Source organism: Streptomyces sp. NPDC039424 (assembly GCF_055639495.1).
This window is the reverse complement of record NZ_JBVKAI010000003.1, coordinates 610,915-634,231: the sequence shown is the minus strand read 5'-3', so window position 1 is coordinate 634,231 and position 23,317 is coordinate 610,915. Positions and strand designations below refer to the sequence as shown.

23 protein-coding genes are annotated in these 23,317 nt (G+C 73.2%); 9 read left to right on the top strand and 14 right to left on the bottom strand.

The genetic code is table 11. The features are described from left to right. Positions 1–25 precede the first annotated feature (25 nt). Genes ACZ7L0_RS11145 through ACZ7L0_RS11130 form a run of 4 tightly spaced genes read right to left on the bottom strand, consistent with a single transcriptional unit; the run spans position 26 to position 4,256 of the window. The gene (locus ACZ7L0_RS11145) at positions 26–1,264 is read right to left on the bottom strand and encodes an amidohydrolase family protein (RefSeq protein ID WP_471242155.1); all 1,239 of its coding nucleotides are present in this window, start codon (positions 1,262–1,264) and stop codon (positions 26–28) included. Then, positions 1,261–2,562: an amidohydrolase family protein gene (locus ACZ7L0_RS11140; protein WP_471242154.1), complete on the bottom strand. Its 1,302-nt coding sequence runs from the start codon at positions 2,560–2,562 to the stop codon at positions 1,261–1,263. Before ACZ7L0_RS11140 ends, ACZ7L0_RS11145 begins: the two co-directional genes overlap by 4 nt. Positions 2,563–2,574: 12 nt before the next feature. Beyond that, complete coding sequence (locus ACZ7L0_RS11135; RefSeq protein WP_471242153.1) at positions 2,575–3,459, bottom strand: SDR family NAD(P)-dependent oxidoreductase; 885 nt, start codon at positions 3,457–3,459, stop codon at positions 2,575–2,577. Beyond that, a complete protein-coding gene (locus ACZ7L0_RS11130) occupies positions 3,459–4,256 on the bottom strand; it encodes an acetoacetate decarboxylase family protein (protein WP_471242152.1) in 798 nt (265 codons plus the stop codon). The genes ACZ7L0_RS11135 and ACZ7L0_RS11130 overlap by 1 nt, the downstream gene beginning before the upstream one ends. Positions 4,257–4,408: 152 nt before the next feature. On the opposite strand from ACZ7L0_RS11130, the gene ACZ7L0_RS11125 reads away from it, so the two are divergent. The 3 genes from ACZ7L0_RS11125 (at position 4,409) to ACZ7L0_RS11115 (ending at position 6,566) form a co-directional block, all read left to right on the top strand. Further along, positions 4,409–5,410, top strand: coding sequence for a DEDDh family exonuclease (locus ACZ7L0_RS11125; protein WP_471242151.1), 1,002 nt, complete (start codon positions 4,409–4,411; stop codon positions 5,408–5,410). 79 nt (positions 5,411–5,489) lie between these two features. Next, positions 5,490–5,723 carry a hypothetical protein gene (locus ACZ7L0_RS11120; RefSeq protein ID WP_471242150.1) on the top strand — a complete coding sequence of 78 codons (234 nt, stop codon included), beginning with the start codon at positions 5,490–5,492 and terminating at the stop codon, positions 5,721–5,723. A 48-nt stretch (positions 5,724–5,771) separates the two neighbouring features. Continuing rightward, positions 5,772–6,566 (top strand): SURF1 family cytochrome oxidase biogenesis protein, encoded by a 795-nt coding sequence (locus tag ACZ7L0_RS11115; protein WP_471242149.1) that lies wholly within the window; start codon positions 5,772–5,774, stop codon positions 6,564–6,566. A 4-nt stretch (positions 6,567–6,570) separates the two neighbouring features. Here the strand turns inward: ACZ7L0_RS11115 and ACZ7L0_RS11110 are convergent, their stop codons facing one another. The 3 genes from ACZ7L0_RS11110 to ACZ7L0_RS11100 form a co-directional block, all read right to left on the bottom strand. Further along, complete coding sequence (locus tag ACZ7L0_RS11110) at positions 6,571–7,278, bottom strand: hypothetical protein (RefSeq protein ID WP_471242148.1); 708 nt, start codon at positions 7,276–7,278, stop codon at positions 6,571–6,573. Between the two features lie 289 nt (positions 7,279–7,567). After that, positions 7,568–7,756 (bottom strand): YbdD/YjiX family protein, encoded by a 189-nt coding sequence (locus tag ACZ7L0_RS11105; RefSeq protein ID WP_471242147.1) that lies wholly within the window; start codon positions 7,754–7,756, stop codon positions 7,568–7,570. Beyond that, the gene (locus ACZ7L0_RS11100) at positions 7,753–9,906 is read right to left on the bottom strand and encodes a carbon starvation CstA family protein (RefSeq protein ID WP_471242146.1); all 2,154 of its coding nucleotides are present in this window, start codon (positions 9,904–9,906) and stop codon (positions 7,753–7,755) included. The genes ACZ7L0_RS11105 and ACZ7L0_RS11100 overlap by 4 nt, the downstream gene beginning before the upstream one ends. 228 nt (positions 9,907–10,134) lie before the next feature. On the opposite strand from ACZ7L0_RS11100, the gene ACZ7L0_RS11095 reads away from it, so the two are divergent. Genes ACZ7L0_RS11095 through ACZ7L0_RS11075 form a run of 5 tightly spaced genes read left to right on the top strand, consistent with a single transcriptional unit; the run spans position 10,135 to position 15,157 of the window. After that, positions 10,135–11,691 carry a sodium:solute symporter family protein gene (locus ACZ7L0_RS11095; protein ID WP_471242145.1) on the top strand — a complete coding sequence of 519 codons (1,557 nt, stop codon included), beginning with the start codon at positions 10,135–10,137 and terminating at the stop codon, positions 11,689–11,691. Next, positions 11,688–12,290 carry a sigma-70 family RNA polymerase sigma factor gene (locus ACZ7L0_RS11090; protein WP_471242144.1) on the top strand — a complete coding sequence of 201 codons (603 nt, stop codon included), beginning with the start codon at positions 11,688–11,690 and terminating at the stop codon, positions 12,288–12,290. The genes ACZ7L0_RS11095 and ACZ7L0_RS11090 overlap by 4 nt, the downstream gene beginning before the upstream one ends. Further along, a complete protein-coding gene (locus ACZ7L0_RS11085) occupies positions 12,287–12,577 on the top strand; it encodes a hypothetical protein (RefSeq protein WP_471242143.1) in 291 nt (96 codons plus the stop codon). The genes ACZ7L0_RS11090 and ACZ7L0_RS11085 overlap by 4 nt, the downstream gene beginning before the upstream one ends. Positions 12,578–12,611: 34 nt before the next feature. Further along, on the top strand, positions 12,612–14,396 hold the full coding sequence (locus ACZ7L0_RS11080; protein ID WP_471242142.1) for a glycoside hydrolase family 15 protein: 1,785 nt from the start codon (positions 12,612–12,614) through the stop codon (positions 14,394–14,396). Between the two features lie 5 nt (positions 14,397–14,401). Then, entirely contained in the window at positions 14,402–15,157 is a 756-nt protein-coding gene (locus tag ACZ7L0_RS11075) for an SDR family oxidoreductase (protein ID WP_471242141.1), read from the top strand. Positions 15,158–15,254: 97 nt separating this feature from the next. On the opposite strand, the gene ACZ7L0_RS11070 is transcribed toward ACZ7L0_RS11075, so the two are convergent. The 4 genes from ACZ7L0_RS11070 to ACZ7L0_RS11055 all read right to left on the bottom strand — a co-directional run bounded on the left by ACZ7L0_RS11070 (position 15,255) and on the right by ACZ7L0_RS11055 (position 19,121). Then, positions 15,255–16,058: an enoyl-CoA hydratase/isomerase family protein gene (locus tag ACZ7L0_RS11070; RefSeq protein ID WP_471242140.1), complete on the bottom strand. Its 804-nt coding sequence runs from the start codon at positions 16,056–16,058 to the stop codon at positions 15,255–15,257. A 105-nt stretch (positions 16,059–16,163) separates the two neighbouring features. Next, entirely contained in the window at positions 16,164–16,385 is a 222-nt protein-coding gene (locus ACZ7L0_RS11065) for a helix-turn-helix domain-containing protein (protein ID WP_004002281.1), read from the bottom strand. Between the two features lie 335 nt (positions 16,386–16,720). Further along, complete coding sequence (locus ACZ7L0_RS11060) at positions 16,721–18,319, bottom strand: ABC-F family ATP-binding cassette domain-containing protein (protein WP_471242139.1); 1,599 nt, start codon at positions 18,317–18,319, stop codon at positions 16,721–16,723. Between the two features lie 91 nt (positions 18,320–18,410). Further along, the gene (locus ACZ7L0_RS11055; protein ID WP_471242138.1) at positions 18,411–19,121 is read right to left on the bottom strand and encodes a PQQ-binding-like beta-propeller repeat protein; all 711 of its coding nucleotides are present in this window, start codon (positions 19,119–19,121) and stop codon (positions 18,411–18,413) included. A 165-nt stretch (positions 19,122–19,286) separates the two neighbouring features. Here ACZ7L0_RS11055 and ACZ7L0_RS11050 point away from each other — a divergent pair, with 165 nt between their 5' ends. Next, a complete protein-coding gene (locus tag ACZ7L0_RS11050; RefSeq protein ID WP_471242137.1) occupies positions 19,287–19,697 on the top strand; it encodes a VOC family protein in 411 nt (136 codons plus the stop codon). 20 nt (positions 19,698–19,717) lie between these two features. Here ACZ7L0_RS11050 and ACZ7L0_RS11045 read toward each other — a convergent pair whose 3' ends face one another. The 3 genes from ACZ7L0_RS11045 to ACZ7L0_RS11035 form a co-directional block, all read right to left on the bottom strand. Further along, positions 19,718–21,139, bottom strand: coding sequence for a hypothetical protein (locus tag ACZ7L0_RS11045; RefSeq protein WP_471242136.1), 1,422 nt, complete (start codon positions 21,137–21,139; stop codon positions 19,718–19,720). Between the two features lie 167 nt (positions 21,140–21,306). Then, on the bottom strand, positions 21,307–22,434 hold the full coding sequence (locus ACZ7L0_RS11040) for an alpha/beta hydrolase family protein (RefSeq protein WP_471242135.1): 1,128 nt from the start codon (positions 22,432–22,434) through the stop codon (positions 21,307–21,309). A gap of 135 nt (positions 22,435–22,569) precedes the next feature. Next, positions 22,570–23,238, bottom strand: a complete 669-nt coding sequence (locus ACZ7L0_RS11035; protein ID WP_471242134.1) for a class II aldolase/adducin family protein — start codon at positions 23,236–23,238, stop codon at positions 22,570–22,572. Positions 23,239–23,317 lie beyond the last annotated feature (79 nt).

Genomic DNA, 23,317 nt, shown 5'->3' with positions numbered 1-23,317 from the left:
AGGACGGAGGATCGCACCCCGGCCGTCACCACACCCGTACCGACGCTCCTCGCGCGAACACCGGGCTGGTCGCGTCGGCGGGCGGTTCGGGGAGGGGCTCGGCGATCTCCGCCACCGTGGGCCCGGTCTTCGCCGCGATCGGGTCCAGCAGGTCCAGGTCGAAGCCGTAGAGGCGGGCGGCGTTGCCGCCGAGCATGGCGGTGAGCTCGTCCCGGGGCACGCCCGCGAAGGCGAAGCGCAGGGCCTCGCGGGTGTAGGGGTGGGTGCCCTCGTCGTGGGGGTAGTCGCTGCCCCACATGATCTTGTCGACGCCGATGCGGTCGCGCAGCGGCACCTCGTGGGGGCGCATGAAGCTGGCGCCGACGTGGCAGTTGTCGCGCCAGACCTCGGAAGGGGGCGCGCCCATGCCGGCCGCCAGGCCCGCCCCGAACTTGGCCTCCGCCGTGGACGCCCGCGTCGCGGCGGCGACCAGGCGGCCGTGGTAGTAGTCCAGCATGTCGAGGACCCCGGGGATCCAGCCCGAGCCCTGCTCGGTCAGGACCAGCCTGAGGTCCGGGTGGCGGCGGAAGGCGCCGCCGAAGACGAGGTGCCACAGCGCGCGGTGGGAGAACCAGGTCGTCTCGACCATGAAGACCGCGCGGGCGGCCGGTTCGTCGCCGAGCGGCGGGGAGGCCGAGCCGGCGTGGTGGTTGACGGGGACGCCGAGGTCGGCGCAGACGGCCCAGACCGGGTCGTACGACGCCGAGTACAGCTCGGGCAGACCGGAGCCCGGGGGCGTACCCGGGAGCAGCACCCCTCCTTTCAGTCCGGCCCCGACCGCCCACCGGATCTCCCGCACGGCCTCCTCGACATCGCCCAGGAGGATCTGGAAGACGCCCGCCCGGCGGCCCGGCGCGGCGGCGCAGAAGTCCGCCAGCCAGCGGTTGTGGGCGCGCAGTCCGGCCCAGCGGCGGCCGAACTCCTCCGGGGTCGGCGTGGGCGCGCTCAGCGAGCCGGAGGGGAAGAAGGGCGGGATGGTGTTCGGGAAGACCACCTCCGCGACGATCCCGTCCGCCTCCAGCTCGGCCAGGCGGCGCTCGGAGTCCCAGTTCCGGTCGGCGGCGTCGGCGAGCAGGTCCTCGTACGGGTTGACGTACGTGGCCGCCCAGGCGTCGAAGTCCTCGTGGTACCGCCGCTCCAGGTACGGCTTGTAGTCGAGGAGGTCGGCGCCCGCGTGGCAGTCGGCGGAGATGACGGTGTAGCGGTCCGCACCCGAAGGGTTCACGGGGTCACCCCCAGGGCCGGGAAGTCGTGGCCGGTCAGCCAGTGCCGGCCCACCTCGCGCGCGCGTGCCCAGCTCGCCTCGACGGCCGCCTGGTCGTCCGGCTGGTCCAGTTCGGCGGGTGTGGGGCCGATACGGCGGGCCAGCGGGGTCAGCCTCGCCACGTCGAAGCCGAAGGCCTCGGCCGCCGCGAGGCCCAGCATGCGGCGCGTCTCGGTCACGGGGATGTCGTGGAAGGTGCGCTTGAGCCACCCGCGCGTGTCGGGCCAGGTGCCCTCGGGGTGCGGGAAGTCGCTGCCCCAGAGGATGTTGTCGACGCCGATCTCGTAGCGCTGGGCCAGTTCGCGGCGCTTGGTGTTGGTGGCGCAGACGAACACCTGCCGGTCGAGGTACTCGTGCGGCGGGCGCTTGAGTTCCTGGAAGGGGGAGAGCTTCTTGCCGCCGTGGGCGCCGAGGTAGAGGCGGTCCATGAACCACAGCAGGTTCGGCAGCCACCAGCAGCCCGACTCGGCGACGCCGAAGCGCAGGCCCGGGTGGCGTTCGAAGACGCCGGACCAGAGCAGGAACCACAGCGGGCGGGCCGGCCACCAGGTCACCTCGCTCACGAAGATCCCCAGGTGGTCGCCGTACTCGTGGCGGGGCGCGGCGCCGGAGTGGGTGAGGACCGGCATCCCGCACTCGGCGGCGGCCGCCCACACCGGGTCGTAGCGGCGGTCGTGGTAGGGCTCCTTGTCGACCCACATGGAGGGGATCATCAGGGCGCCGAGTCCGGACTCCCTGGCGCGGTGGATCTCGGCGACGACCTTCTCCGTGGGGGCCGTGACCGGCAGCAGGGCGACCCCGCAGTGCCGTTCGGGGTGCTCGGAGACGAAGTCGGCCAGCCAGCGGTTGTGCGCCCGCGCGCCCGCCATGCCCAGCTCCGGGTCGTGGTCGCCGGAGAGGCCTAGGCCCACGCCGAAGGGGGCCGCCGTACGGCTGTCGACGGCGTCGGCGTCCGGGAAGACCACCTCGGCGGCCACCCCGTCCCCGTCGAGCTCCTTCAGGCGCTGCGCGGTGTCCCAGCCGCCGCGCAGGCCCTCCTCGTTGTCCTGGAACCACTTGTCCGCGAACGCCTCGTTGCGGATGCCGAGCCGGGTCATCTCCTCGCGGCGCCGGTCGCGTCCCGCGAGGAACTCGTCGAAGTCCCGGTGGTGACGGGCCTCCAGGTAGGGCCGGTACTCCTCGGTGGGCAGCCCGGCGTGGCAGTCGGAGGAGACGATCAGGTACGGGTCCCGGTCGGTCGTCGTGTCCTGGTCGGTCACATCGGCCTCCTGTCAGTCCAGGATGAAGTGTTCGAGGTACGACGGGTGCGCCCGGTCGAGCATGGAACGCGCCCGGGCCCGGATCTGTGCGTCGCTGTGCTCGCTCTCCGGCAGCAGCCAGAAGCGGTCCGCGCGGATGCCGGTCACGACGAGGTCCGCGACCTCCTCGACGGGGGTGAAACGGACGTCGCGGCCCGCCGCGCGCATCGCCGCCTCCCACTGGTCGAGGCTGCGGTACGGGGTTCTGCGGGGCCGCTGTTTGGCGTACCGGGCGGGCCGGTTGCGGTGCGACTCCCACAGGCCGGTGCGCAGCATGTGCGGTCCGGGGAAGAGCACCGAGGCGCCCACGCGCGCGTGCTCCGCCTTCAGGTGGGCGTACAGGGACTCGGTCATGGTGACCACGGCCGCCTTGGTGACCGCGTACACGGAGGCGGTGGGCAGCGGGGCGATGCCGCCGTCGCCGGAGGAGGTGTTGACGACGTGTCCGGGCTCGCCCGAGGCGAGCATGCGCGGCACGAAGGCCTGGACGCCGTGGAAGACGCCCCACACGTTGACCGCGAAGGCCCACTGCCAGTCGTTCGGGTCGTGCTCCCACATCCGTCCCTCGGCGCCCGAGCCGACCCCGGCGTTGTTGCACAGGACGTGCACGGCGCCGTACGTCGCGTACGCCGACTCGGCGAGGTCCAGGACCTGTTCGCGGACGCCGACGTCCACCACGCGCGCGTGCACGTCCGCGCCGTCCGCGCGCAGGTCGTCGGCGGCCTTGTCCAGGGCGGCCTCCTCGACGTCGGCGAGAACGACCTTCAGGCCCTCGGCCGCGAACCGCCGGGCCATGGCGAGGCCGATCCCGCTCGCGGCGCCGGTGACGACGGCGACCTGTCCTTCCCGAAGCTCCATCAGGTGTTCCCTTCGGGTGGGGCGTCGAGGATCTGCCGGGGGTCGTCGTAACGCTGGTGGATGTACGGCAACAGCGCCCGCGCGTCGACCCGTTCGGCGACCCGCCCGCGCTGGTCGCTGGTCTTCTCACCGAAGGTGATCTCCAGCAGGCGGTGGACGGGGAGGTCGGCGACGGGGTCGTACAGGGACTCGCGCAGCACGACGTCCCCGGTGACCGCCTCCAGTCTGCGTGCCTTCTCGTGGCGTACGCAGTGCACCAGCACCGGGTCGGCGTCGAAGCCCGAACCGTCCACGGCCGGGAGGAACTTGAAGTAGAAGTCGGTCTTCCGCGACGGCTCGGGCGGCGGCAGCGGCCCGCTCACCGCGCCGCGCACCTCGACGAAGGCGATGCCGTGCCGGGCCATCGACGCGCGGACGACGAGACCGTCCCGTTCCACCGTCACCTCGCCGAGTTTCTTGGGCTCGCCGAAGACCTCGCGGCCGCCGGTGAGGGCCCGCTCGTGGGTCATCGGCATGACGAGCGGGTACCAGCCCTCGACACCGTCGTGGGCGGCGGCGACCGCGAACGAGCCCGCGCCGAGGGGATATCCGGGCAGGTCGACCTTGCTGATGCCGACCCGGACCAGGGGGCGTCCGCTCGGTTTGAGCGGGGGCGGCAGCACCGCCGCCACCGCGTCCGGATCGGTCTCCCAGAGGGCCACCACACCGGTGGACCAGATGTCGGGGAGTTTCGCGCTCGCGGTGCGCGCGGCCGTGACCTCCGCCTCGGTCCGCGCGCCGTACCGTACGCGTGCCATACGCCGTACCGCCCTTCTCGGGGCCGTCAACCGACGGGCGGCACGGTCGCACCGGCCGGTGAAAAGGTCCATAGGCGCGCACGTGGACATTTGCGGCAAGGCCCGAACCTCCGGGAGGGGACTGTCAGTCGTGGCCCGTATCCTCAGTGACCATGCTCGAAGACCTCACGACGGCGGCGTCCTCCCCCACCCTGTGGCCGGCCGCGTATCCCCAGGGATACGCGGTCGTTGACGTGGAGACCACGGGCCTGGCCCGGGACGACCGGATAGTCTCCGCCGCCGTCTACCGGCTGGACGCGCGCGGCGAGGTCGAGGACCACTGGTACACGCTGGTCAATCCGGAGCGCGATCCGGGTCCGGTGTGGATCCACGGTCTGACGAGCGAGGTGCTCGAGGGCGCGCCGCTCTTCGCGGACATCGCCGAGGAGTTCGCGGCCCGGCTGGAGGGGCGGGTGCTGGTCGCGCACAACGCCGTCTTCGACTGGCAGATGATCGCCCGGGAGTACGCGCGCGCGGAGCGCGAGGCCCCGGTGCGGCAGCGGCTGTGCACGATCGCGCTCGCCAAGGAGCTGGCCCTGCCGCTGCCCAACCACAAGCTGGAGTCGCTGGCGGCCCACTTCGGTGTCGTGCAGCGGCGCGCGCACCACGCGCTGGACGACGCGCGCGTGCTGGCGGAGGCGTTCCGGCCGAGTCTGCGGGCCGCGGCGGAGGGCGGGGTACGGCTGCCGCTGCTGGAGTGCCGGCCGCTGACGGAGTGGCAGGACCGGCCCGCGCCCCGGATCGGCCGCCAGGCGGGCGGCGGCGGGGGCTACGGCGGCTACCCGTCCGGCAGCTGGCGCCAGTCCCGCAAGCGGCCCGCGTGCCCCTATCCCAACCCGGGGCGGTACGAAGAGGGCAAACGTCTCAAGCAGGGCATGCGGGTCGCGTTCTCGGGGGACACCTCGGTCGACCGCGAGCTGCTGGAGGACCGGGCGACCGAGGCGGGGCTGCACGTCGCGACCAGCCTGTCCCGGCTGACCAGCCTGCTGGTCACCAATGATCCCGACTCGGGCACGTCGAAAACGGCCAAGGCGCGGCAGTACGGGACGCCGGTCGTCGACGAGGCCGCCTTCGGGCAGCTCCTCGCGGACGTGGAGCCCGCGTCGGAGCAGTGACCGTACGGATGGGTGATTGCCGGGCGACTCGCCCGGCGCCCGCTCGCCCGGGCGACGGCGACGGCTCACCCTGTGGCGCATGGCGAGATGTGAAGTTTGCGGAAATGACTACGGCATGACCTTCGAGGTGCACGCCCAGGGCGCGGTGCACGTCTTCGACTGCTTCTCCTGCGCGATCCACCGCATGGCGCCCCTCTGCGAACACTGCCGGGTCCAGATCATCGGCCAGGGCGTCGAGGTCGAGGGCCAGTGGTACTGCGGCGCCCACTGCGCGCGCGCCGAGGGGAAGGTGGGCATCGTCGACAAGGTGTGACCGGTACCCGCCCGAATGCGCCCCACGACCGAGTTGTACGGTCGTGGGGTGCACAGCTACCGCTTCCTGCTCACCCGCCAGTGGGTGATCCTCACCCTGATCGCCCTGCTTCTGATCCCCACGATGATCTGGCTGGGCTTCTGGCAGCAGCACCGGTACGAGATGCGCAGCGCCCGCAACCAGCAGGTCGCCGACGCGCTGGCGGCCAAGGCCGTGCCGGTGGAGAAGCTGACCTCCCCGGGGCATGCCGTCACCCGCGCCGACAAGTACCGCACCGTCACCGCGACCGGCACCTTCGACACGGCGCACGAGGTCGTCGTCCGGCGCCGCGTCAACGCCGACGACGAGGTCGGCTTCCATGTCCTCACCCCGTTCGTCCTGACGGACGGCAAGGTGGTGCTGGTCAACCGCGGCTGGATCCCCGCCGACGGAGCGCAGACCGCCTTCCCCAAGATCCCCGCGCCGCCCGGCGGCCGGATCACCGTCACCGGCCGGCTGATGGCCGACGAGACGACGGCGGCCAGCGGCATCAAGGACGTCAAGGGGCTGCCGGACCGGCAGATCATGCTGATCAACAGCGAGCGGGAGGCCCAGCGGCTCGGCGCCCGGGTGCTCGGCGGCTACATCCAGCAGACGGCTCCGGAGCCGAAGGGCGACACCCCCGAGCAGATCTCCGACCCCGGCAAGGAAGACGCCCCGCTGAACTACGCGTACATGATCCAGTGGTGGCTGTTCGCCGCGGGCGTCCCGTACGGCTGGTTCGTCCTGGCCCGCCGCGAGGCCCGCGACCGGGCGAAGGCGGCCGAGCAGCCGAGCGAGGAGCCGGCGACCGCCGCGGTGTGAACCCTCATGTGCCCGGCCGCTCACGCCAGTAGCGGAAGGTGCGCTCCGGCTCGGGCAGCAGGTCCCAGGGCTCGGGTGTCATGTAGCGGCCGAGACGTCTGAAGACGGGTGCGGCCTCGGCCGGGCCGTGGGTCCGGGTCAGGGCGAAGGCGAGGATGTTCAGGTCGGCGACGGCCTCGGCGTGCGACGCGGTGCCGGCCCGGAACCAGCCGGTCAGGGCCGCCTCCACCTCCTCGGCGGCCATGGGTTCGTGCCAGTGTCCGTCGGCCCCCAGCGGCATCCGCCGCTGCCGGTGGGCGACGAGTTCCACACGGGCCGCGACGGGGAGCAGGGCGAGCGGTGAGCCGTACGGCGCGCGGGCCGCGACCTGCCGGGCGAAGTCCAGCATGCCGGCGACGGTGCCGTGCCCGCGCGGGGACAGATAGCGCAGCATCCGGTGGTAGGCGGCCCGCTGCCACGGGGCCCGGTCGACGGCCTCCGTCCACACGGGCGCCGCGTCCCGGACCGGGACGGCGAACCCCTGCATCAGCTCCAGCAGCGCCAGCCACGGCGCCGGGTCCCCGGGGCACGCCCCGGCGGCGCGCAGACACGCCCGCTCGGCCTCCCGGGCGGCGTCCCGCCCCGCGGACGGGGCCCGCGCCGACAGCGCGCAGGCCCGCAGCACCAGGGCGTCGCCGTCCCCGGGCCGGTCGGCGGACCAGCGTTCGGACACCGCGGGCGGCAGGTGCCGCGCCAGTACGGACAGCCGGTGCGCCCGGCGGTCCCAGTCCTCCCCCGTGTCCCGCAGCAGCCGGGCGACCGGCTCCCAGAGGGGCCGGGTACGGCCGACGCCGAGCCCGTGGAACGGCTGCGCCGTACGGAGTCGGCCAGCGTCCGGTGGAGGGCGTGGTCGTCGAGTTCGGGGCGGATCACCAGGGCGGGGCGGCGTCTGAGCATCTCGGTCCCGGTGGGGTAGGGCGTGGGACGGGCGGCGCGCCCGCCCCACGGCGTCGGTGCGCGCGTCAGCAGCAGCGGCCCTGCGGATGTGTCTCCCGGTGCCGCGTGCGCAGCACCTCGTACTCCCGGCGGGTCGGTACCGGCGCGAGCGGCTCCCGGCGCAGGTGGCGTTCGCGGTAGCGGTCGTACTCGGCCTCCCCGGTCAGCTCGCGCAGGTACCAGCGCACGGCCCGCGCCCACCGCCGGACGTTCACGAGCGGGCTCCGACCAGGGGCTCACCGGCCTGCTCGGGCACGTCGATGCGGGACTCGACGTACGGCGCCTCGGTGGTCGGCAGCGCCCCCGGCGCGCGGACCGCCCGGACGCACACCACCGCGGCGTTGACGATGACGACCGCGACCAGCAGCAGGAACAGTGCGATCAGGACGCCGTCGACGGTGGAGTTGGTGACCACGGTGTGCATCTCGTCGAGGTTCTTGGCGGGCGGCAGGACCTGCCCGGCGTCGATGGCGTCGGCGTACCGCGCGCGCTGGGCGAAGAAGCCCACGCGGGGGTCGGCGGAGAAGATCTTCTGCCAGCCGGCGGTGAAGGTGACCGCTACCACCCAGGCCAGCGGGATGCCGGTGACCCAGGCCCAGCGCAGCCGCCCGGACTTGACGAGGACGGTCGTGCAGACGGTGAGGGCGATGGCGGCGAGGAGCTGGTTGGCGATGCCGAAGAGCGGGAAGAGCTGGTTGATCCCGCCGAGCGGGTCGGTGGCGCCGGAGTGGAGGAAGTAGCCCCAGGCGGCCACGACGAGTCCGCTGCACAGCCAGATGCCGGGCTTCCAGTTGACCCGGCCGACCGGCTTCCACACATTGCCTAGCATGTCCTGGAGCATGAAGCGGCCGACCCGGGTGCCCGCGTCGACGGTCGTCAGGATGAACAGCGCCTCGAACATGATCGCGAAGTGGTACCAGAAGGCCTTCATCGCGGTCCCGCCGAAGACCCCGGAGAAGATCTCCGACATGCCGACCGCGAGGGTGGGCGCACCGCCGGAGCGGGCGATCAGCGTCTGCTCCTCGACGGCTTCGGCGGCATGGGTCAGCTGGTCGGGGGTGATGGTGAAGCCGAGGCCCGCCACCGCGTGCGAGGCCGACTCGGCGGTCGTCCCGAGCAGGCCGGCGGGCGCGTTCATCGCGTAGTACAGGCCCGGCTCCAGGGTCGCGGCGGCGATCAGCGCCATGATCGCGACGAACGACTCCATCAGCATGGCGCCGTAGCCGATCATCCGGACCTGGGACTCCTTCTGGATGAGCTTCGGAGTCGTCCCGGAGGCGACCAGGGCGTGGAAGCCGGACAGCGCGCCGCAGGCGATGGTGATGAACAGGAACGGGAACAGCGAGCCCGCGAAGACCGGGCCCGCACCCGACCCCGCGAACTCGCTGACCGCGTCCGCGCGCAGCACGGGCGCGGCGGCCACGACACCGACCGCGAGCAGCGCGATGGTGCCGATCTTCATGAAGGTGGAGAGGTAGTCGCGGGGCGCCAGCAGCATCCACACCGGCAGGACGGAGGCGACGAAGCCGTAGCCGATCAGGCAGAAGACCAGCGTCGTCGGGCTCAGCGTGAACGCGCCGGCCAGCGAGGAGTCCTGCACCCAGCTGCCGCCGACGATGGCGAGCACCAGCAGCGCGACCCCGATGAAGCTGGCCTCGACCACTCGGCCGGGCCGGAAACGGTGCAGCCAGAAGCCCATGAAGAGGGCGATCGGGATGGTCATGGCGACGGAGAAGGTGCCCCACGGGGAGTGGGCGAGGGCATTGACCACCACCAGGGCCAGCACCCCGAGCAGGATGATCATGATGGCGAAGACCGCGACCAGCGCCGCGGCGCCGCCCGCCCGGCCGATCTCGTCACGGGCCAGCTGCCCCAGCGACTTGCCGTCCCGCCGCATGGACAGGAACAGCACCACCATGTCCTGCACCGCCCCGGCGAAGATCACTCCGGCGACGATCCAGAGCGTGCCGGGCAGATATCCCATCTGGGCCGCGAGCACCGGTCCCACCAGCGGGCCGGCACCGGCGATCGCGGCGAAGTGGTGGCCGAGGAGCACCCGGCGGTCGGTGGGCTGGAAGTCGACGCCGTCCTCCAGGCGCTCGGCGGGGGTGGCACGCCGGTCGTCCGGCTTCAGCACGCGGCGGGCGATGAAGCGGGAGTAGAAGCGGTAGGCGATGGCGTACGAGCCGAGCGCGGCCACCACCAGCCAGACCGCGGAGACCTGCTCCCCGCGGGCCAGCGCGAGGACGCCCCAGGCGACGGCGCCCAGCAGGGAGACGACGCTCCACAGCAGGACCGAACGCAGGGGCATACGGGATCTTTCCGGCACCTCTGAGGCGGTTTCGGGCATGGCTGACACAGACATGGCGGCTCCTCACCTGGGCGATGGTGTGGCACACCCCGTGACACGAGGAGTGCGGCGACCGGCGACGGCGGCCCTCCCGCTCGCCATCGGTCTGTGCAAGAGTTGCCCACCCGCCGGAATGGGTTGACAGCGAATTTCCAGGAGATTTCCCGCCGATTCCCTGTCCTCCGTTCCGGGCGCTCGCGCAACTCTCCCGCGAGGGCACAGGCACACCAAGGACGGTGACCCATGGCCGGGACAGCCATGACCGCGACGTTCCTCGCCGTGATCGGCGGGGCGTCGCTGCTCACCGTGACCGCGCGCCGGCTGCGCCCGAACGACCGGCTGCCCTCCCTGGAGGGCTGGGCGCTGGCCGACCGGAGCCTCGGCCCCGTGTGGACCTGGTTCCTGCTGGGCGGCACGATCTTCACCGCGTACACCTTCACCGCCGTCCCGGGCCTCGCCTACGGCAACGGCGCACCCGCCTTCTTCGCGGTGCCGTACACCGTGATCGTCTGCCCGCTGGCCTTCGTACTGCTCAGCCGCCTGTGGACGGTGGCCCGCCGGCACGGCTACGTCACCGCCGCGGACTTCGTGCGCGGCCGGTACGGTTCGCCGCTCCTGGCGCTGGTGGTCGCGCTGACCGGGATCCTGGCCACGATGCCGTACCTGGCGCTGCAGCTGCTGGGCATCCGCGCGGTGCTGACCGCGGGGGGCGTGTACCCGCGGGGCGCGGCCGGCGACCTGGCGATGGTGGCGCTGTTCGCGGGGCTCGCGGTGGCGACGTACCGGCACGGGCTGCGGGCGCCCACCGTGATCTCCGCGCTCAAGGCGGTCGCCGTGTTCGTCTCGCTGACCGCCGTCACCTGGCTGGTGCTCGCCCGGCTCGGCGGCCCCGGCCCGGTCTTCGACGGCGCGGCCCGGCGGCTCGGCGGCCCCGACCCGGCCCACTCCCCCCTGCTCCTGACCCCCGCGCAGCAGCCCGCCTACGCCACCCTCGCCCTGGGCTCCGCGCTGGCCCTGCTGATGTACCCGCACGTGCTCACCGCCGGTTTCGCCGCCGACGGCCCGCGCACCCTGCGCAAGGCGGCCGTGGCCCTGCCCGCCTGGACCGGGCTGCTCGCGCTCTTCGGCTTTCTCGGGATCGCGGCGCTCGCGACGGGGGTGCGGGCGCCCAGGGGCGGTGCGGAGGCCGCCGTACCGATGCTGGTGGACCGGCTGATGCCGGGGCCGCTGGCCGGGCTGGTGTTCGGCGCCATCACCGTCGGGGCGCTGGTCCCGGCCGCCGTGATGTCGATCGCCGCCGCCACCAGCTTCGTACGGAACGTCTACGTCGAGTACGTCCACCCGACCGCCACGCCCAAGCGGCAGGTGCGCATCGCCAAGGCGGTGTCGCTCACCGCCAAGGTCGGCGCGGTGGCCTTCGTGTTCGGGCTGCGCGACCAGGACGCCGTCAATCTCCAGCTGCTCGGCGGCGTCTGGATTTTGCAGGTCTTCCCGGCGGTGGCCGTGGGCCTGTACACCGGGCGGCTGCATCCACGGGCGCTGCTCGCCGGCTGGGGCGTGGGGATGGCGGCCGGGACCTTCCTGGTGGTGCGGGAGGGGTTCTCGTCCATCGTGACCCTGGGATTCGGACCGCTGGAGGTCTACGCCGGGCTCGCGGCCCTGCTGCTCAACCTGATCGTCGCCGTGGCCGGGACCGCGGCCCTCGAACGCCTCGGCGTCCCGCGCGGCGCCGACCTCACCGACCTGCCGTCGCGCCTGACCACCGGGCGGCGCCCCGAGACGGAAGCGAACAACCCGTGAGACGCAGACAGAACGCCCCCGTCACACCGGCCCCCGTCACACCGGCCCCCGTGCCACGGCCCGCCGCCCCGGCCGAACCCCTCACCCCGGTGGCGAGCGACCCGGAGGACCTGGCCCGCGAGGCCGGCCTGGCCCGGCTGTTCGAGCTGCACTACGCCTCGATGCTGCGCCTCGCCGTGCTGCTCGGCGCCGACGACCCGGAGAACGTGGTGGCCGAGGCCTACTACCAGATCTACCGGAAGTGGCGGCGGCTCAGGGACACCGAGGCGGCGGAGGCCTATCTGCGCTCCACCGTCTGCAATCTGACCCGGATGCGGATACGCCACCTCCAGGTGGCCCGCCGGCACGAGGAGAGCCCGCGGGACGAGGCGGTCGCCTCCGCCGAGAGCGCCGCACTCCTCCAGGACGACCAGCGCGTGCTGATCACCGCGCTCCAGCGGCTGCCGGCCCGGCAGCGCGAGGCGCTGGTGCTGCGGCACTGGCTCGGGCTGAAGGAGGGCGAGATCGCCGCGGCGATGGGGATCTCCTGCGGATCCGTCAAGACGCACACGGCGCGCGGCCTCGCCGCCCTGACCCAGGCGATGGAGGCCCGGCGATGAACGACACCACTGGGAACCGGACCGAACGGGAGCTGCGGGAGGCCCTCGCCGCGCTGGCGGACGGGGTCCGGGCCGCCCCCGACGCCTATCGCACGGCCCGCGGCGAGTGGCTGCGCCGCGAGCGCCGGCGGCGGCTCGTGCTCGCCGTGCTGATCGCGGTGGTCTTCGCCCTGGCCACGCTGATCGGCCTGTGGGTGCTGAACCAGGCCCCCTCGGACCCGGGCGTGATCTTCTCGGGCACCGGGTCGGCGACCGCGAGCGGTCACCTGCCCGGCCCAGCCGGCTGATTGCGGCACCGGCCCACCGGGAATCCGGAAACCCGTGCACCCGCGCATCGAGGACTACGCCCTGATCGGCGACGAGCAGACCGCCGCGCTGATCGGCCGGGACGGCTCCGTCGACTGGCTGTGCCTGCCCCGCTTCGACTCCGCCGCCTGCTTCGCCAAGCTCCTGGGAGACGAGGACAACGGCCACTGGAGGATCGCGCCCAAGGGCGCCGACGTCTGCACCCGCCGCGCCTACCGCCCGGACACCCTCGTCCTGGACACCGAGTGGGACACCCCGGAGGGGTCCATCCGCGTCACCGACCTGATGCCGCAGCGCGACCGCGCCCCCGACGTCGTCCGCATCGTCGAGGGCGTCAGCGGCCGGGTCACCGTGCGCAGCACCCTCCGTATCCGCTTCGACTACGGCTCGGTCGTGCCGTGGATGCGCAGGGCCGGCGGTCACCGGGTGGCCGTCGCGGGTCCGGACGCGGTGTGGCTGCGCAGCGAACCGCCGGTGCGCACCTGGGGCGAGGACTTCGGCACGCACTCGGAGTTCACCCTCGCGGAGGGCGAGCGGGTCGCCTTCGTGCTCACCTGGCACCCCTCGCACCACCGGCGCCCCCCGCTCGTCGACCCCTACGACTCCCTGCGCGCCAGCGTCACCGACTGGCGGCGCTGGACGTCCCGCTGCCGCTACAACGGGCCGTACCGGGACGCGGTCGTGCGCTCCCTGATCACCCTCAAGGCCCTCACCTACGCGCCGACCGGCGGCATCGTCGCCGCGGCCACCACCTCGCTCCCCGAGGAACTGGGCGGCGTCCGCAACTGGGACTACCGCTACTGCTGGCTGCGCGACTCCACCCTCACCCTCGGCGCCCTGCTGGCCGCGGGCTACCTCAAGGAGGCGGAGGCCTGGCGCGACTGGCTGGTGCGCGCGGTCGCGGGCGACCCGGCGGATCTGCAGATCATGTACGGCCTGGCGGGCGAGCGCCGGCTGCCCGAGTTCGAGCTGCCGTGGCTGTCCGGCTTCGCGGGCTCGGCGCCGGTACGGATCGGCAACGAGGCGGTCAGGCAGCTGCAGCTGGACGTGTACGGCGAGGTCATCGACTCGCTGACGCTGGCCCGGCGTGCGGGCATGTCCCCGCTGCCGCACATGTGGTCACTGCAGGTCGTGCTGCTGGAGTTCCTGCGCTCGGCGTGGCGGCAGCCGGACGAGGGCCTGTGGGAGGTGCGCGGCGGGCGGCGGCAGTTCGTGCACTCCAAGGTGATGGTGTGGGTGGCCGCCGACCGTGCCGTGCGCACGCTGGAGGAGCACCCGGAGCTGCACGGCGACCTGGAAGGCTGGCGCACGTTGCGCGACGAGGTGCACCGGGAGGTGTGCGAGAACGGCTACGACCCCGTGCGGAAGACCTTCACGCAGTCCTACGGCTCCCGCGAACTCGACGCGGCCGTGCTGCTCATCCCACGCGTCGGCTTCCTGCCACCGGACGATCCACGGGTGGTCGGCACCGTCGACGCCGTCCGCGCCGAGCTCGGCCACGACGGCTTCGTGCGCCGCTACGACACCGATGACACGGCCGTCGACGGGATGCCCGGCGGGGAGGGCGCCTTCCTGGCGTGCTCCTTCTGGCTCGCGGACGCCCTGCACATGACGGGCCGGACGACGGAGGCCCGGGAGCTGTTCGAACGGCTGGTGGCCCTCACCAACGACGTGGGGCTGCTGTCCGAGGAGTACGACCCGGTGGCCGGCCGCCAGCTGGGGAACTTCCCGCAGGCGTTCAGCCACATCGGCCTGGTGAACACCGCCCTCGCCCTGTTCGGGGCCGACGGGGCAGGATAGGAGCCATGGATCTTGGACTGAAGGACCGGGTGTACGTCGTCACCGGGGCCACGCGCGGGCTGGGCAACGCCGCCGCGCGCGAGCTCGTCGCCGACGGGGCGAAGGTGGTCGTCACGGGACGGGACGAGCGGCGGGTCGCCGACGCGGCGGCCGAGCTGGGCCCGAACGCCGCCGGGGTGGCCGTCGACAACGCCGACCCGGAGGCCGCGGCTCGGCTGATCACGGCCGCCCGTGAGCGCTTCGGCGGCTTCGACGGCGTCCTGATCAGCGTCGGCGGGCCGGCGCCGGGGTTCGTCGCCGACAACAGCGACGAGCAGTGGCGGGACGCGTTCGAGTCGGTGTTCCTCGGTGCGGTCCGGGTCGCTCGCGCTGCGGCGGCGGAGCTGGAGTCGGGCGGGGTCATCGGGTTCGTGCTGTCCGCGTCGGTGCACGAGCCGATTCCGGGGCTGACCGTTTCGAACGGGCTGCGGCCCGGGCTCGCCGGGTTCGCCAAGTCGATCGCGGACGAGCTGGGGCCGCGCGGGATTCGGGTCGTGGGGCTGCTTCCGTCACGCATCGACACGGATCGCGTGCGCGAGCTGGACGGCTTGTCCGCCGATCCGGAGGCCACTCGGGCCGCCAACGAGTCCCGGATTCCGCTGCGGCGGTACGGGGCGCCCGAGGAGTTCGGGCGGGTGGCCGCGTTTCTGCTGTCGCCGGCCGCGTCCTATCTGACGGGGATCATGGTGCCGGTGGATGGCGGGATGCGGCACGGGTTCTGATGGTGCCCGGTGATCCGCGGGTGGGCTTCAGGCCGGCGCTACGGGACCAGCCGGCCGTGGCCGTCCCGGTGACGGCGGTCGGCTGATCCCGTACGGCTCATTCGCCCGCGCCGGCCAGGTCCCTGAGGCGCCGAGCCTGGGCCTGGCGCTCCGCGGCACGCTGTTCGTCGTAGGTGCGTCCGGCCGCTCCGCGCAGCAGGGCCTTCGTCTCGACGACGGCGTCGCGGGGCGCGGCGAGGAGGGCCGCCGTGAAGTCGCGGACCGTGCCGTCGAGTTCCCCGACCGGTACCGCGATACTGGCCAGCCCGGAGTTCACCGCCTCCTCGGCCTGCACGAACCGCCCGGTCACGCAGATCTCCAACGCGCGGGCGTATCCGACCAGTTCCACCAGTGGGTGCGTCCCCGTCAGGTCGGGCACGATCCCGAGAGCGGCCTCGCGCATGGCGAACTGCACGTCGTGCGCGACGACGCGCAGGTCACAGGCGAGGGCCAGTTGGAAGCCGGCACCGATGGCGTGCCCCTGTACGGCGGCGACGGACACGATGTCGTTCCGCCGCCACCAGGTGAACGCTTCCTGGTAGCCGGCGATGGTCGCGTCGAGCTCGGCGTCGTCACGGCGCGCGAGGTCGACGAAGGTCGGTTCGCCCTCGATCCCCTCGGGCGTGAACATCTGCCGGTCCAGCCCCGCGGAGAAGGACTTGCCCTCACCGCGCAGCACGACCACCCGGACGGAGCCCGGCAGCAGCCGCCCGGCCTGGGCCAGCGCCCGCCACAGAGCGGGGCTCTGCACGTTGCGCTTGGCCGGGTTGGTCAGCGTCACCGTGGCGAGCGCGTCGTCGACGGTGAGCCGTACGCCGTCCTGGTCGAGCAGGGGAGCGGGGTCCTTCTCGGGCGAAGCCATGGGGAGCCTCCGATGCGTGCGGTCAGCTAAGTGACTGCACAGTAACCACCCGGCCGATCACCCGACCGACCGGGTGGCCACCATCGAAGCCGATGGCCGCCCGGATCAGGACGATGCGGCTTTTTTGCCCCTGGTCGCTCCGCCACGCCCACGGAGCGTGACGCCCGACTCACTGAGCATCCGGTGCACGAAGCCATACGAGCGGCCGGTCTCCTCGGCCAGCGCCCGGATGCTCGCACCGGAGTCGTACTTCTTCTTCAGGTCTGCCGCGAGCTTGTCGCGCGCGGCGCCGGTCACCCGGCTGCCCTTCTTCAGAGTCTCGGCCACCCGTGCCTCCTCATGGGAAGTGCGCTCTGGTCTCCTCATGATCACCCCTCCGGGGCCCGATGGCCACCCATTCGGCAAGGTCCGTGAGACACGGTTTTGACGACAGGAGTGCATCCCCACAAGCGGAATCGACGATTCCAGACGATCGCGGTCGTACGGCCGAACGGGTTGTTTCGCGAAGTGCCAGGTCAGAGACGCGAAGCGGCCGATCCCTCGATGACGAAGGGATCGGCCGCGAAATCGATGTAGGACACACTCCGATACGAGGAGATCTCACACAGATGATGGATCACGGATCGGCCGAATGATCCATACTCAGTGGATCACTCATTCGATCAAGCCAGGGCGACGAGATCCGCGTAGTCCGAGCCCCACAGGTCCTCGACGCCGTCCGGCAGCAGGATGATCCGCTCCGGCTGGAGCGCCTCGACGGCGCCCTCGTCGTGGGTGACCAGCACCACGGCCCCCTTGTAGGTGCGCAGCGCGCCGAGGATCTCCTCACGGCTGGCCGGGTCGAGGTTGTTGGTCGGCTCGTCCAGCAGCAGCACGTTCGCCGAGGACACCACCAGGGTCGCGAGGGCCAGCCGGGTCTTCTCGCCGCCGGAGAGCACACCGGCCGGCTTGTCGACGTCGTCGCCGGAGAAGAGGAAGGAGCCCAGCACCTTGCGGACCTCGACGAGGTCCATGTCGGGGGCGGCCGAGCGCATGTTCTCCAGGACCGTCCGGTCGGCGTCCAGGGTCTCGTGCTCCTGGGCGTAGTACCCGAGCTTGAGGCCGTGGCCGGGGACGACCGCGCCGGTGTCCGGCTGCTCGACGCCTCCGAGGAGCCGCAGCAGGGTGGTCTTGCCCGCGCCGTTGAGGCCGAGGATGACGACCCGGGAGCCCTTGTCGATGGCGAGGTCGACGTCGGTGAAGATCTCCAGCGAGCCGTACGACTTCGACAGGCCCTCCGCCATCAGCGGGGTCTTGCCGCAGGGCGCGGGCTCCGGGAAGCGGAGCTTGGCGACCTTGTCGGACTGCCGGACCGCCTCCAGGCCGGACAGCAGCTTGTCCGCGCGGCGGGCCATGTTCTGCGCGGCGACCGTCTTGGTGGCCTTGGCGCGCATCTTGTCGGCCTGCGAATGCAGTGCGGCGGCCTTCTTCTCGGCGTTGGCCCGCTCCCGCTTGCGGCGCTTCTCGTCGGCCTCGCGCTGCTGCTGGTAGAGCTTCCAGCCCATGTTGTAGACGTCGATCTGGGAGCGGTTGGCGTCCAGGTAGAACACCTTGTTGACGACCGTCTCGACCAGGTCGACGTCGTGGGAGATCACGATGAAGCCGCCGCGGTAGGTCCTGAGGTAGTCGCGCAGCCAGGTGATCGAGTCGGCGTCGAGGTGGTTGGTCGGCTCGTCGAGCAGCAGGGTGTCCGCGTCGGAGAACAGGATCCGGGCCAGCTCGACACGTCGGCGCTGACCGCCGGAGAGCGTGTGCAGCGGCTGCCCGAGCACCCGGTCGGGCAGGTTGAGCGCGGCGGCGATGGTGGCGGCCTCGGCCTCGGCGGCGTACCCGCCCTTGGTGAGGAACTCGGTCTCCTGGCGCTCGTACTGCTTCAGGGCCTTCTCGCGGGTCGCGCCCTGGCCGCCCGCGATCCGCTGCTCGTTCTCGCGCATCTTGCGGAGCAGGACGTCCAGACCGCGCGCGGAGAGGATGCGGTCGCGGGCGAGGACGTCGAGGTCGCCGGTGCGGGGGTCCTGCGGGAGGTAGCCGACCTCCCCGGAGCGGGTGATGGTGCCGGCGGCGGGGATGCCCTCGCCGGCGAGGCACTTGGTGAGGGTGGTCTTGCCGGCGCCGTTGCGGCCGACCAGGCCGATGCGGTCGCCCTTGGCGACACGGAAGTTGGCGTTCTCGAGGAGGATGCGGGCACCGGCGCGCAGCTCGATACCGGAGGCGGAGATCACGGACAGACTCCAGAGCGGAGGTGGGAGGCGGGTGGGCGGCTGAGGACGTTCCCGCCGTCTAATGCGCGAGGAGAATGGCCATGGGCCAAGTCTAACGGTGCGATGCAAGCACTTTTTCTGCGTACGGGCGTTCGAGACGCCGTCGGGCGGGGGCCGCGTCGCCGAAGGGCACGCGGTGCGGGACGATCCGGCCCAGGTCGTCGACGGCGACGAGCTGCCCGGTCCAGTCGTCCCCGGCGCAGGGCTGGGCGACGAGCAGGGCCCGGCCGTGACGTACGGCACGCTCGGGCCGGAACGCGCATCCCGCGCGCGCGGGCAGCACCCAGCGCAGGTCGCCGTCGGCGGTGCGGTACGCGGCGATGCGGCGCGGGGTGACGACGGCGAGGATGCCCCGGGCGAGGGGGCGCAGGACGCCGGTGCCGCCCTGGGCCGGGAGCCAGTCGGCGGCCTCCGGCAGGGCGCGGTGCCAGCGCACGGAGCGGCCGTCGGTGTCCGTGACGAGCCCGTCGTCCCAGACCGCCAGCGCGTGCCCGCGCGCGGCCAGCACGGACACCGGCCGTCGCCCCTCGCGCGCGTAGCGCCAGCGGAGCTCGCCGGTCACCGGGTCGTAGGCCTCCACGGCCGTGCCACGGGCGCGCGGCGCCGCGTCCCGCTCCGCGTGCGCGCGGACGGTGAGGTGGTCCCCGTAGGGGGCCGGGCGGATCCGGTGGACCGCGGCGAGGAGGAGGACCGCGAGGAGGGCGGCGGCGGTCGGGGCGAGGAGACGGGCGCGGGGTGTCGCCCGGTCCGGCAGAACGGCCACCACGACCCCTTCGGCACCGGCGTCCCATGGATCAGACGCAGAGCGTAGCCGCGTGGCGGGTGCCAGACTGAACGACAAGCCGATTACACGGCTTTCCGACCCCGCGGCACGAACGCACACCGGCACGAACGCACATCGGCATGAACACACGAGGGAGTGGTGGGCATGGCTGGCACGGGCGCACGGCCGAGCGTCTATCCGACGCTGCTGTACGCGGACGCGAAGGCGGCGATCAAACAGCTCACGGAGGCCTTCGGCTTCACCGAGCTGTCGGTCTACGAGTCCGAGGACGGCACGGTGCTGCACGCCGAGCTGGTGCAGGGGCACGGCGCGGTGATGCTCGGCTCCAAGGGCCGGGACGGCGTCTTCGCGGAGGCGATGGGCGAAGCGGGCCCGACGGGTGTGTACGTCGTGGTGGACGACGTCGACGCACACCACCAGCGGGCCGTGGAGCACGGCGCGGAGATCCTGCTGCCCCCGACCGACCAGCCCTACGGCTCGCGGGACTACATGGCCCGGGACACCGAGGGCAACATCTGGAGCTTCGGCACGTACGCCCCCGAGATAGGGAACTGACCCACCGGGCCGGGCGGGCCCTATCCCCCGGTGTGCACCTGGAAGGCGGCCCGGCGGACCGCCTTGGCCAGCGCCGGGTCGGGGTGCGCGGCGGCGAGCGCGACCAGGACCTGCACGGTGCGCGGGTGGCCGACCGCGCGGACCTCGTCCAGCAGCTGGGGGACGGTGGGCTGCACCGCGGACTCCAGGTGCCGTACCAGCATCGGCGCCTCGCCGTGGTCGGCGACGGCGGCGGCGGTGTCCACCCACAGCCAGGTGGCCTCCTGCCGGGTGAGGACCTCGTGGGCGTCCTCCGGGTCGGCGCCGTCGTGCTCGGCGAGCCACAGCAGGGCGTAGGGCCGGAGCGTCGGCTCGTCGACGACGGCGTGCACATCGGGCTCGGCGGGGGCGCCGACGACGCGCAGCGCCTCGAAGGCGAGGCCGCGCAGCAGGGCGTCCTCGCCTCGGGCGGCGTCGATGAGCTGGGTGACGGCGCTGCCGACGGGGCGGGCGGCGAGCCAGGCGCGGTACTCGGCGCGGGCCGCGTTGGGACGGAGTTGGGCGCAGCCGCGCAGCATGTCCTCGGCGCCCTGCTCGATGTTCCCGGCGGGGCTCTGCGCGGCCACGCAGATCTGCTCCAGCTTGACCCAGACCGCCCAGCTGCCCAGCGGGGTGAGCGTGGCCTGGCCGTCGCCGTAGGTGAGGGCGCCGACAGAGGCGAGGGCGTGCAGCGCCCAGTCGAGCAGGGGGGCGAGGTCGGGCGCGGGTTCCGCCGGGTCGGTGCCGGCAGCGGGCGCGGCGCTGGTGGGGGCCGCGGGATCGGGCTCGTAGGTGACCTCGCAGCGCTCGGTGCGCAGTTCGGTGACCCGCTGCTGGAGCAGGTCGAGGAGCTGCTCGACCGGGACGGGGCCGGCGGACAGCTGGAGGAAGGAGAGCACCTGGGGCATGGCCGAGACGACCTCGGCGACGGCGGCGGGCTCGGGGTCCGCGGGCTCGGGGTAGGCGAGCGACCAGGCGTCGAAGAGGGCCACCCAGCCGCGCAGGACGGCGCTGTCGTCGCGGTCCCAGGCGCGCAGCCGCCAGCCGGGGCGCGCGCTGTCGCCGTGCACCTCGACGAGCCCGGCGAGGCGGGCGGTGTCCCAGTCGGCACGGATCTGAGCCGCGGTCAGGCCCAGGTCGGCGGCGGCCCGTTCGGCGGTCGACGCGGAGAGGGTGGCCTTGCCGTCGGTGGTGGCGCCGTCGCGGCCGGGGCCGAGGGCGGCGTCGGCCCAGTGGGCGACGCGGGCCGCGTCGGCCAGGCGGATTCGCGCCATTCGCGCCAGCTCGGCGGGGGCGGGCGTGCCCTCCGGCGGGCGCGGTGCTGGGCGGCGCGAGCGCCGCTGGTTCATCGCTCGGGGGGCGGCGGCCAGGGGTCGCGGTCGGACGAGTCGGAGCCTGGAGTCGCGCGGGATACGGGACGTCACGGGTGCAGTCTTCCGGTTGACGGTCCGAAAACCCAAACGGAATGTCACCGGGGGCCGCGGGGGCGGCGGGCGGACGTGGTCCCGCGGGGGCTGGGGAGCGATGTTCAGGCCAGTGGTACGGCCTTAAACGGAACGGCTGGAACCGGGGCGTCCGACTCGCCGTCGGGTCACATCAGCGGCGTCAGGAAGCGGCGCAGCACCTCCTCGTATCCTGCCGGGTCGGCGTTCCACATCGCCCCGTGCGGGGCCTGCGGCACGGTGTGCAGGGCGACCCGGTCGGCGCGCCTGGCGGCGAGGCGGCGGGAGAACTCCCAGGGGGCCACCGCGTCGTCGGGTCCGTGGATCAGGAGGGTGGGCACGGTGAGCCCCGCCGGATCGGCGGTGTCGGCGAGGTGGTCGGGGTGCAGGCCGGCGCGGCCCTGGGCGGCGCGCACGGCGAGCGGCAGCAGGAAGTCCGGCGTGCGCCGGGCGGCGGCCAGGGCGCGCACGGTGGCCTCCCAGTTGAGCACCGGTGAGTCCAGTACGAGACCGGCGATCCGGTCGCGCACGGCGGAGCGCGCGGCGGCGCGCAGGGCCATGGCGGCGCCGGTGGACCAGCCGTGGAGGACGACGCGCCGGGCTCCGTGGCGGAGGGCGTGGCGGATGGCCGCGTCCAGGTCGCGCCACTCGGTCTCGCCTAGGTGGTGCAGGCCGTCCGGCGGGCGGGGGGCGCCGGGGTCGCCGCGGTAGGCGAGGTCGAGCACGGGCAGGCGCCTGCCGTGCAGGAACGCCATGACGTTCATCGGGTGCTCGCGCGTGGTGCCCAGTCCGTGCACGGTGATCACCCAGGTGTCCCGTGCGCCGGGCACGAACCAGGCGGGCAGGTGGCCGAGTTCGCCGGGGACTTCGACGTCGGTGTGGTCGAGGCCGAGGGCGGTGCCCGGCTCGCCGACATGCAGGCCGGGGGTGAGCCAGACCCGGTCGCCGGGTTCGAGCGTGCCGTGGGTGACGCGTTCCAGGCGGCGTACGACGGCGTCGGGGGTGGGTGCGGCGGCCTCCAGGACGGGGCCGACCACGGCGTGCGCGTTCTCACCGGCCAGGCCGTAGGTGCCGGGGCGCAGCGATGCCAGGTCGCGGGTGAGGGTGATCCGGTCCGCGGTCGCGGCGTGCACGGTGAGCCGGGGCTCGGTGGGCAGGGGCCGGCCGGGGGCCGCCTTGAGCGTGGCGTCGCTGGCGATCCGGCCGGCGGCCACACCGGCCACGCCGGCCGCCAGGACCGCGGTGACGGCCGAGGCCGCCGCTGTGACGGTGCGCACGGATCCAGTGTCCCGGCGGAGCCGTTCACCGGCCAGCGGGAGGAGAGATCGAGGTGACATGTCCTCCCGGGTTCCAGCGGGAGGCGCCTTTCAATCCCCGGGGCGGCGCCGGGACGGTGTGCGCGCCGCCGGCCGTCACCTCCGCTGTCCGTACCCGCTCAGCTTCTCCCCCGCCGCCGCCAGTTGCTCCGGGGTCAGCAGGGACGGCGTCAGGCCGGGCACCGAGGACGCCGTCAGCCACAGACGGCACATCCATTCCAGCTGGGCGGCGCGGTCGTAGGCCTGGTCGAGGGTGGCGCCGTGGGTGATCGTGCCGTGGTTCTGGAGGAGGCACCCGGAGCGGTCGGCGAGGGCGCGGAGCATGTTCTCGGCCAACTCCTCGGTGCCGTACGTCGCGTAGGGGGCGACCCGGACGGGACCGCCGAGCGCGCCGGACATGTAGTGGACCGCCGGCAGTTCGGCCACGAGGGTGGACACGGCCGTGGCGTGCACGGCGTGGGTGTGGACGACGGCGTGGGCGTCGGTGGTGCGGTACACGGCGAGGTGCATGGGCAGCTCGCTGGTGGGGACCAGCGTGCCGAGCACCTGCCGTCCGGTGAGGTCGACGCCGGTGACGTCGTGCGGCGTCAGCCGGTCGTAGGGCACGCCCGACGGTGTGACCAGCACGGTGTCGCCGACACGCACCGACACGTTGCCCGAGGTGCCGACGACGAGTTGGTCGGCCACCGTCCTGCGGGCCGTCGCGACCAGCGCCTCCCAGGCTCGCGACTCCCGCTCGCGCACGCCTCTGCTCTCTTCAGCCATGGCGGTGATCCTGCCAGCGGGTTCCCTGACACGGCGTCACGTGGGGGCAGGTTAGGCCGGAATCCATTCCTCCGAAAGA

Bases quoted from the DNA above. Each gene is read 5' to 3' on its own strand.
- ACZ7L0_RS11100 (WP_471242146.1), bottom strand. From the start codon at position 9,906: ATGTCTGTGTCAGCCATGCCCGAAACCGCCTCAGAGGTGCCGGAAAGA.
- ACZ7L0_RS11095 (WP_471242145.1), top strand. From the start codon at position 10,135: ATGGCCGGGACAGCCATGACCGCGACGTTCCTCGCCGTGATCGGCGGG.
- ACZ7L0_RS11075 (WP_471242141.1), top strand. From the start codon at position 14,402: ATGGATCTTGGACTGAAGGACCGGGTGTACGTCGTCACCGGGGCCACG.
- ACZ7L0_RS11135 (WP_471242153.1), bottom strand. From the start codon at position 3,459: ATGGAGCTTCGGGAAGGACAGGTCGCCGTCGTCACCGGCGCCGCGAGC.
- ACZ7L0_RS11050 (WP_471242137.1), top strand. From the start codon at position 19,287: ATGGCTGGCACGGGCGCACGGCCGAGCGTCTATCCGACGCTGCTGTAC.
- ACZ7L0_RS11035 (WP_471242134.1), bottom strand. From the start codon at position 23,238: ATGGCTGAAGAGAGCAGAGGCGTGCGCGAGCGGGAGTCGCGAGCCTGG.
- ACZ7L0_RS11130 (WP_471242152.1), bottom strand. From the start codon at position 4,256: ATGGCACGCGTACGGTACGGCGCGCGGACCGAGGCGGAGGTCACGGCC.
- ACZ7L0_RS11085 (WP_471242143.1), top strand. From the start codon at position 12,287: ATGAACGACACCACTGGGAACCGGACCGAACGGGAGCTGCGGGAGGCC.
- ACZ7L0_RS11125 (WP_471242151.1), top strand. From the start codon at position 4,409: ATGCTCGAAGACCTCACGACGGCGGCGTCCTCCCCCACCCTGTGGCCG.
- ACZ7L0_RS11070 (WP_471242140.1), bottom strand. From the start codon at position 16,058: ATGGCTTCGCCCGAGAAGGACCCCGCTCCCCTGCTCGACCAGGACGGC.
- ACZ7L0_RS11120 (WP_471242150.1), top strand. From the start codon at position 5,490: ATGGCGAGATGTGAAGTTTGCGGAAATGACTACGGCATGACCTTCGAG.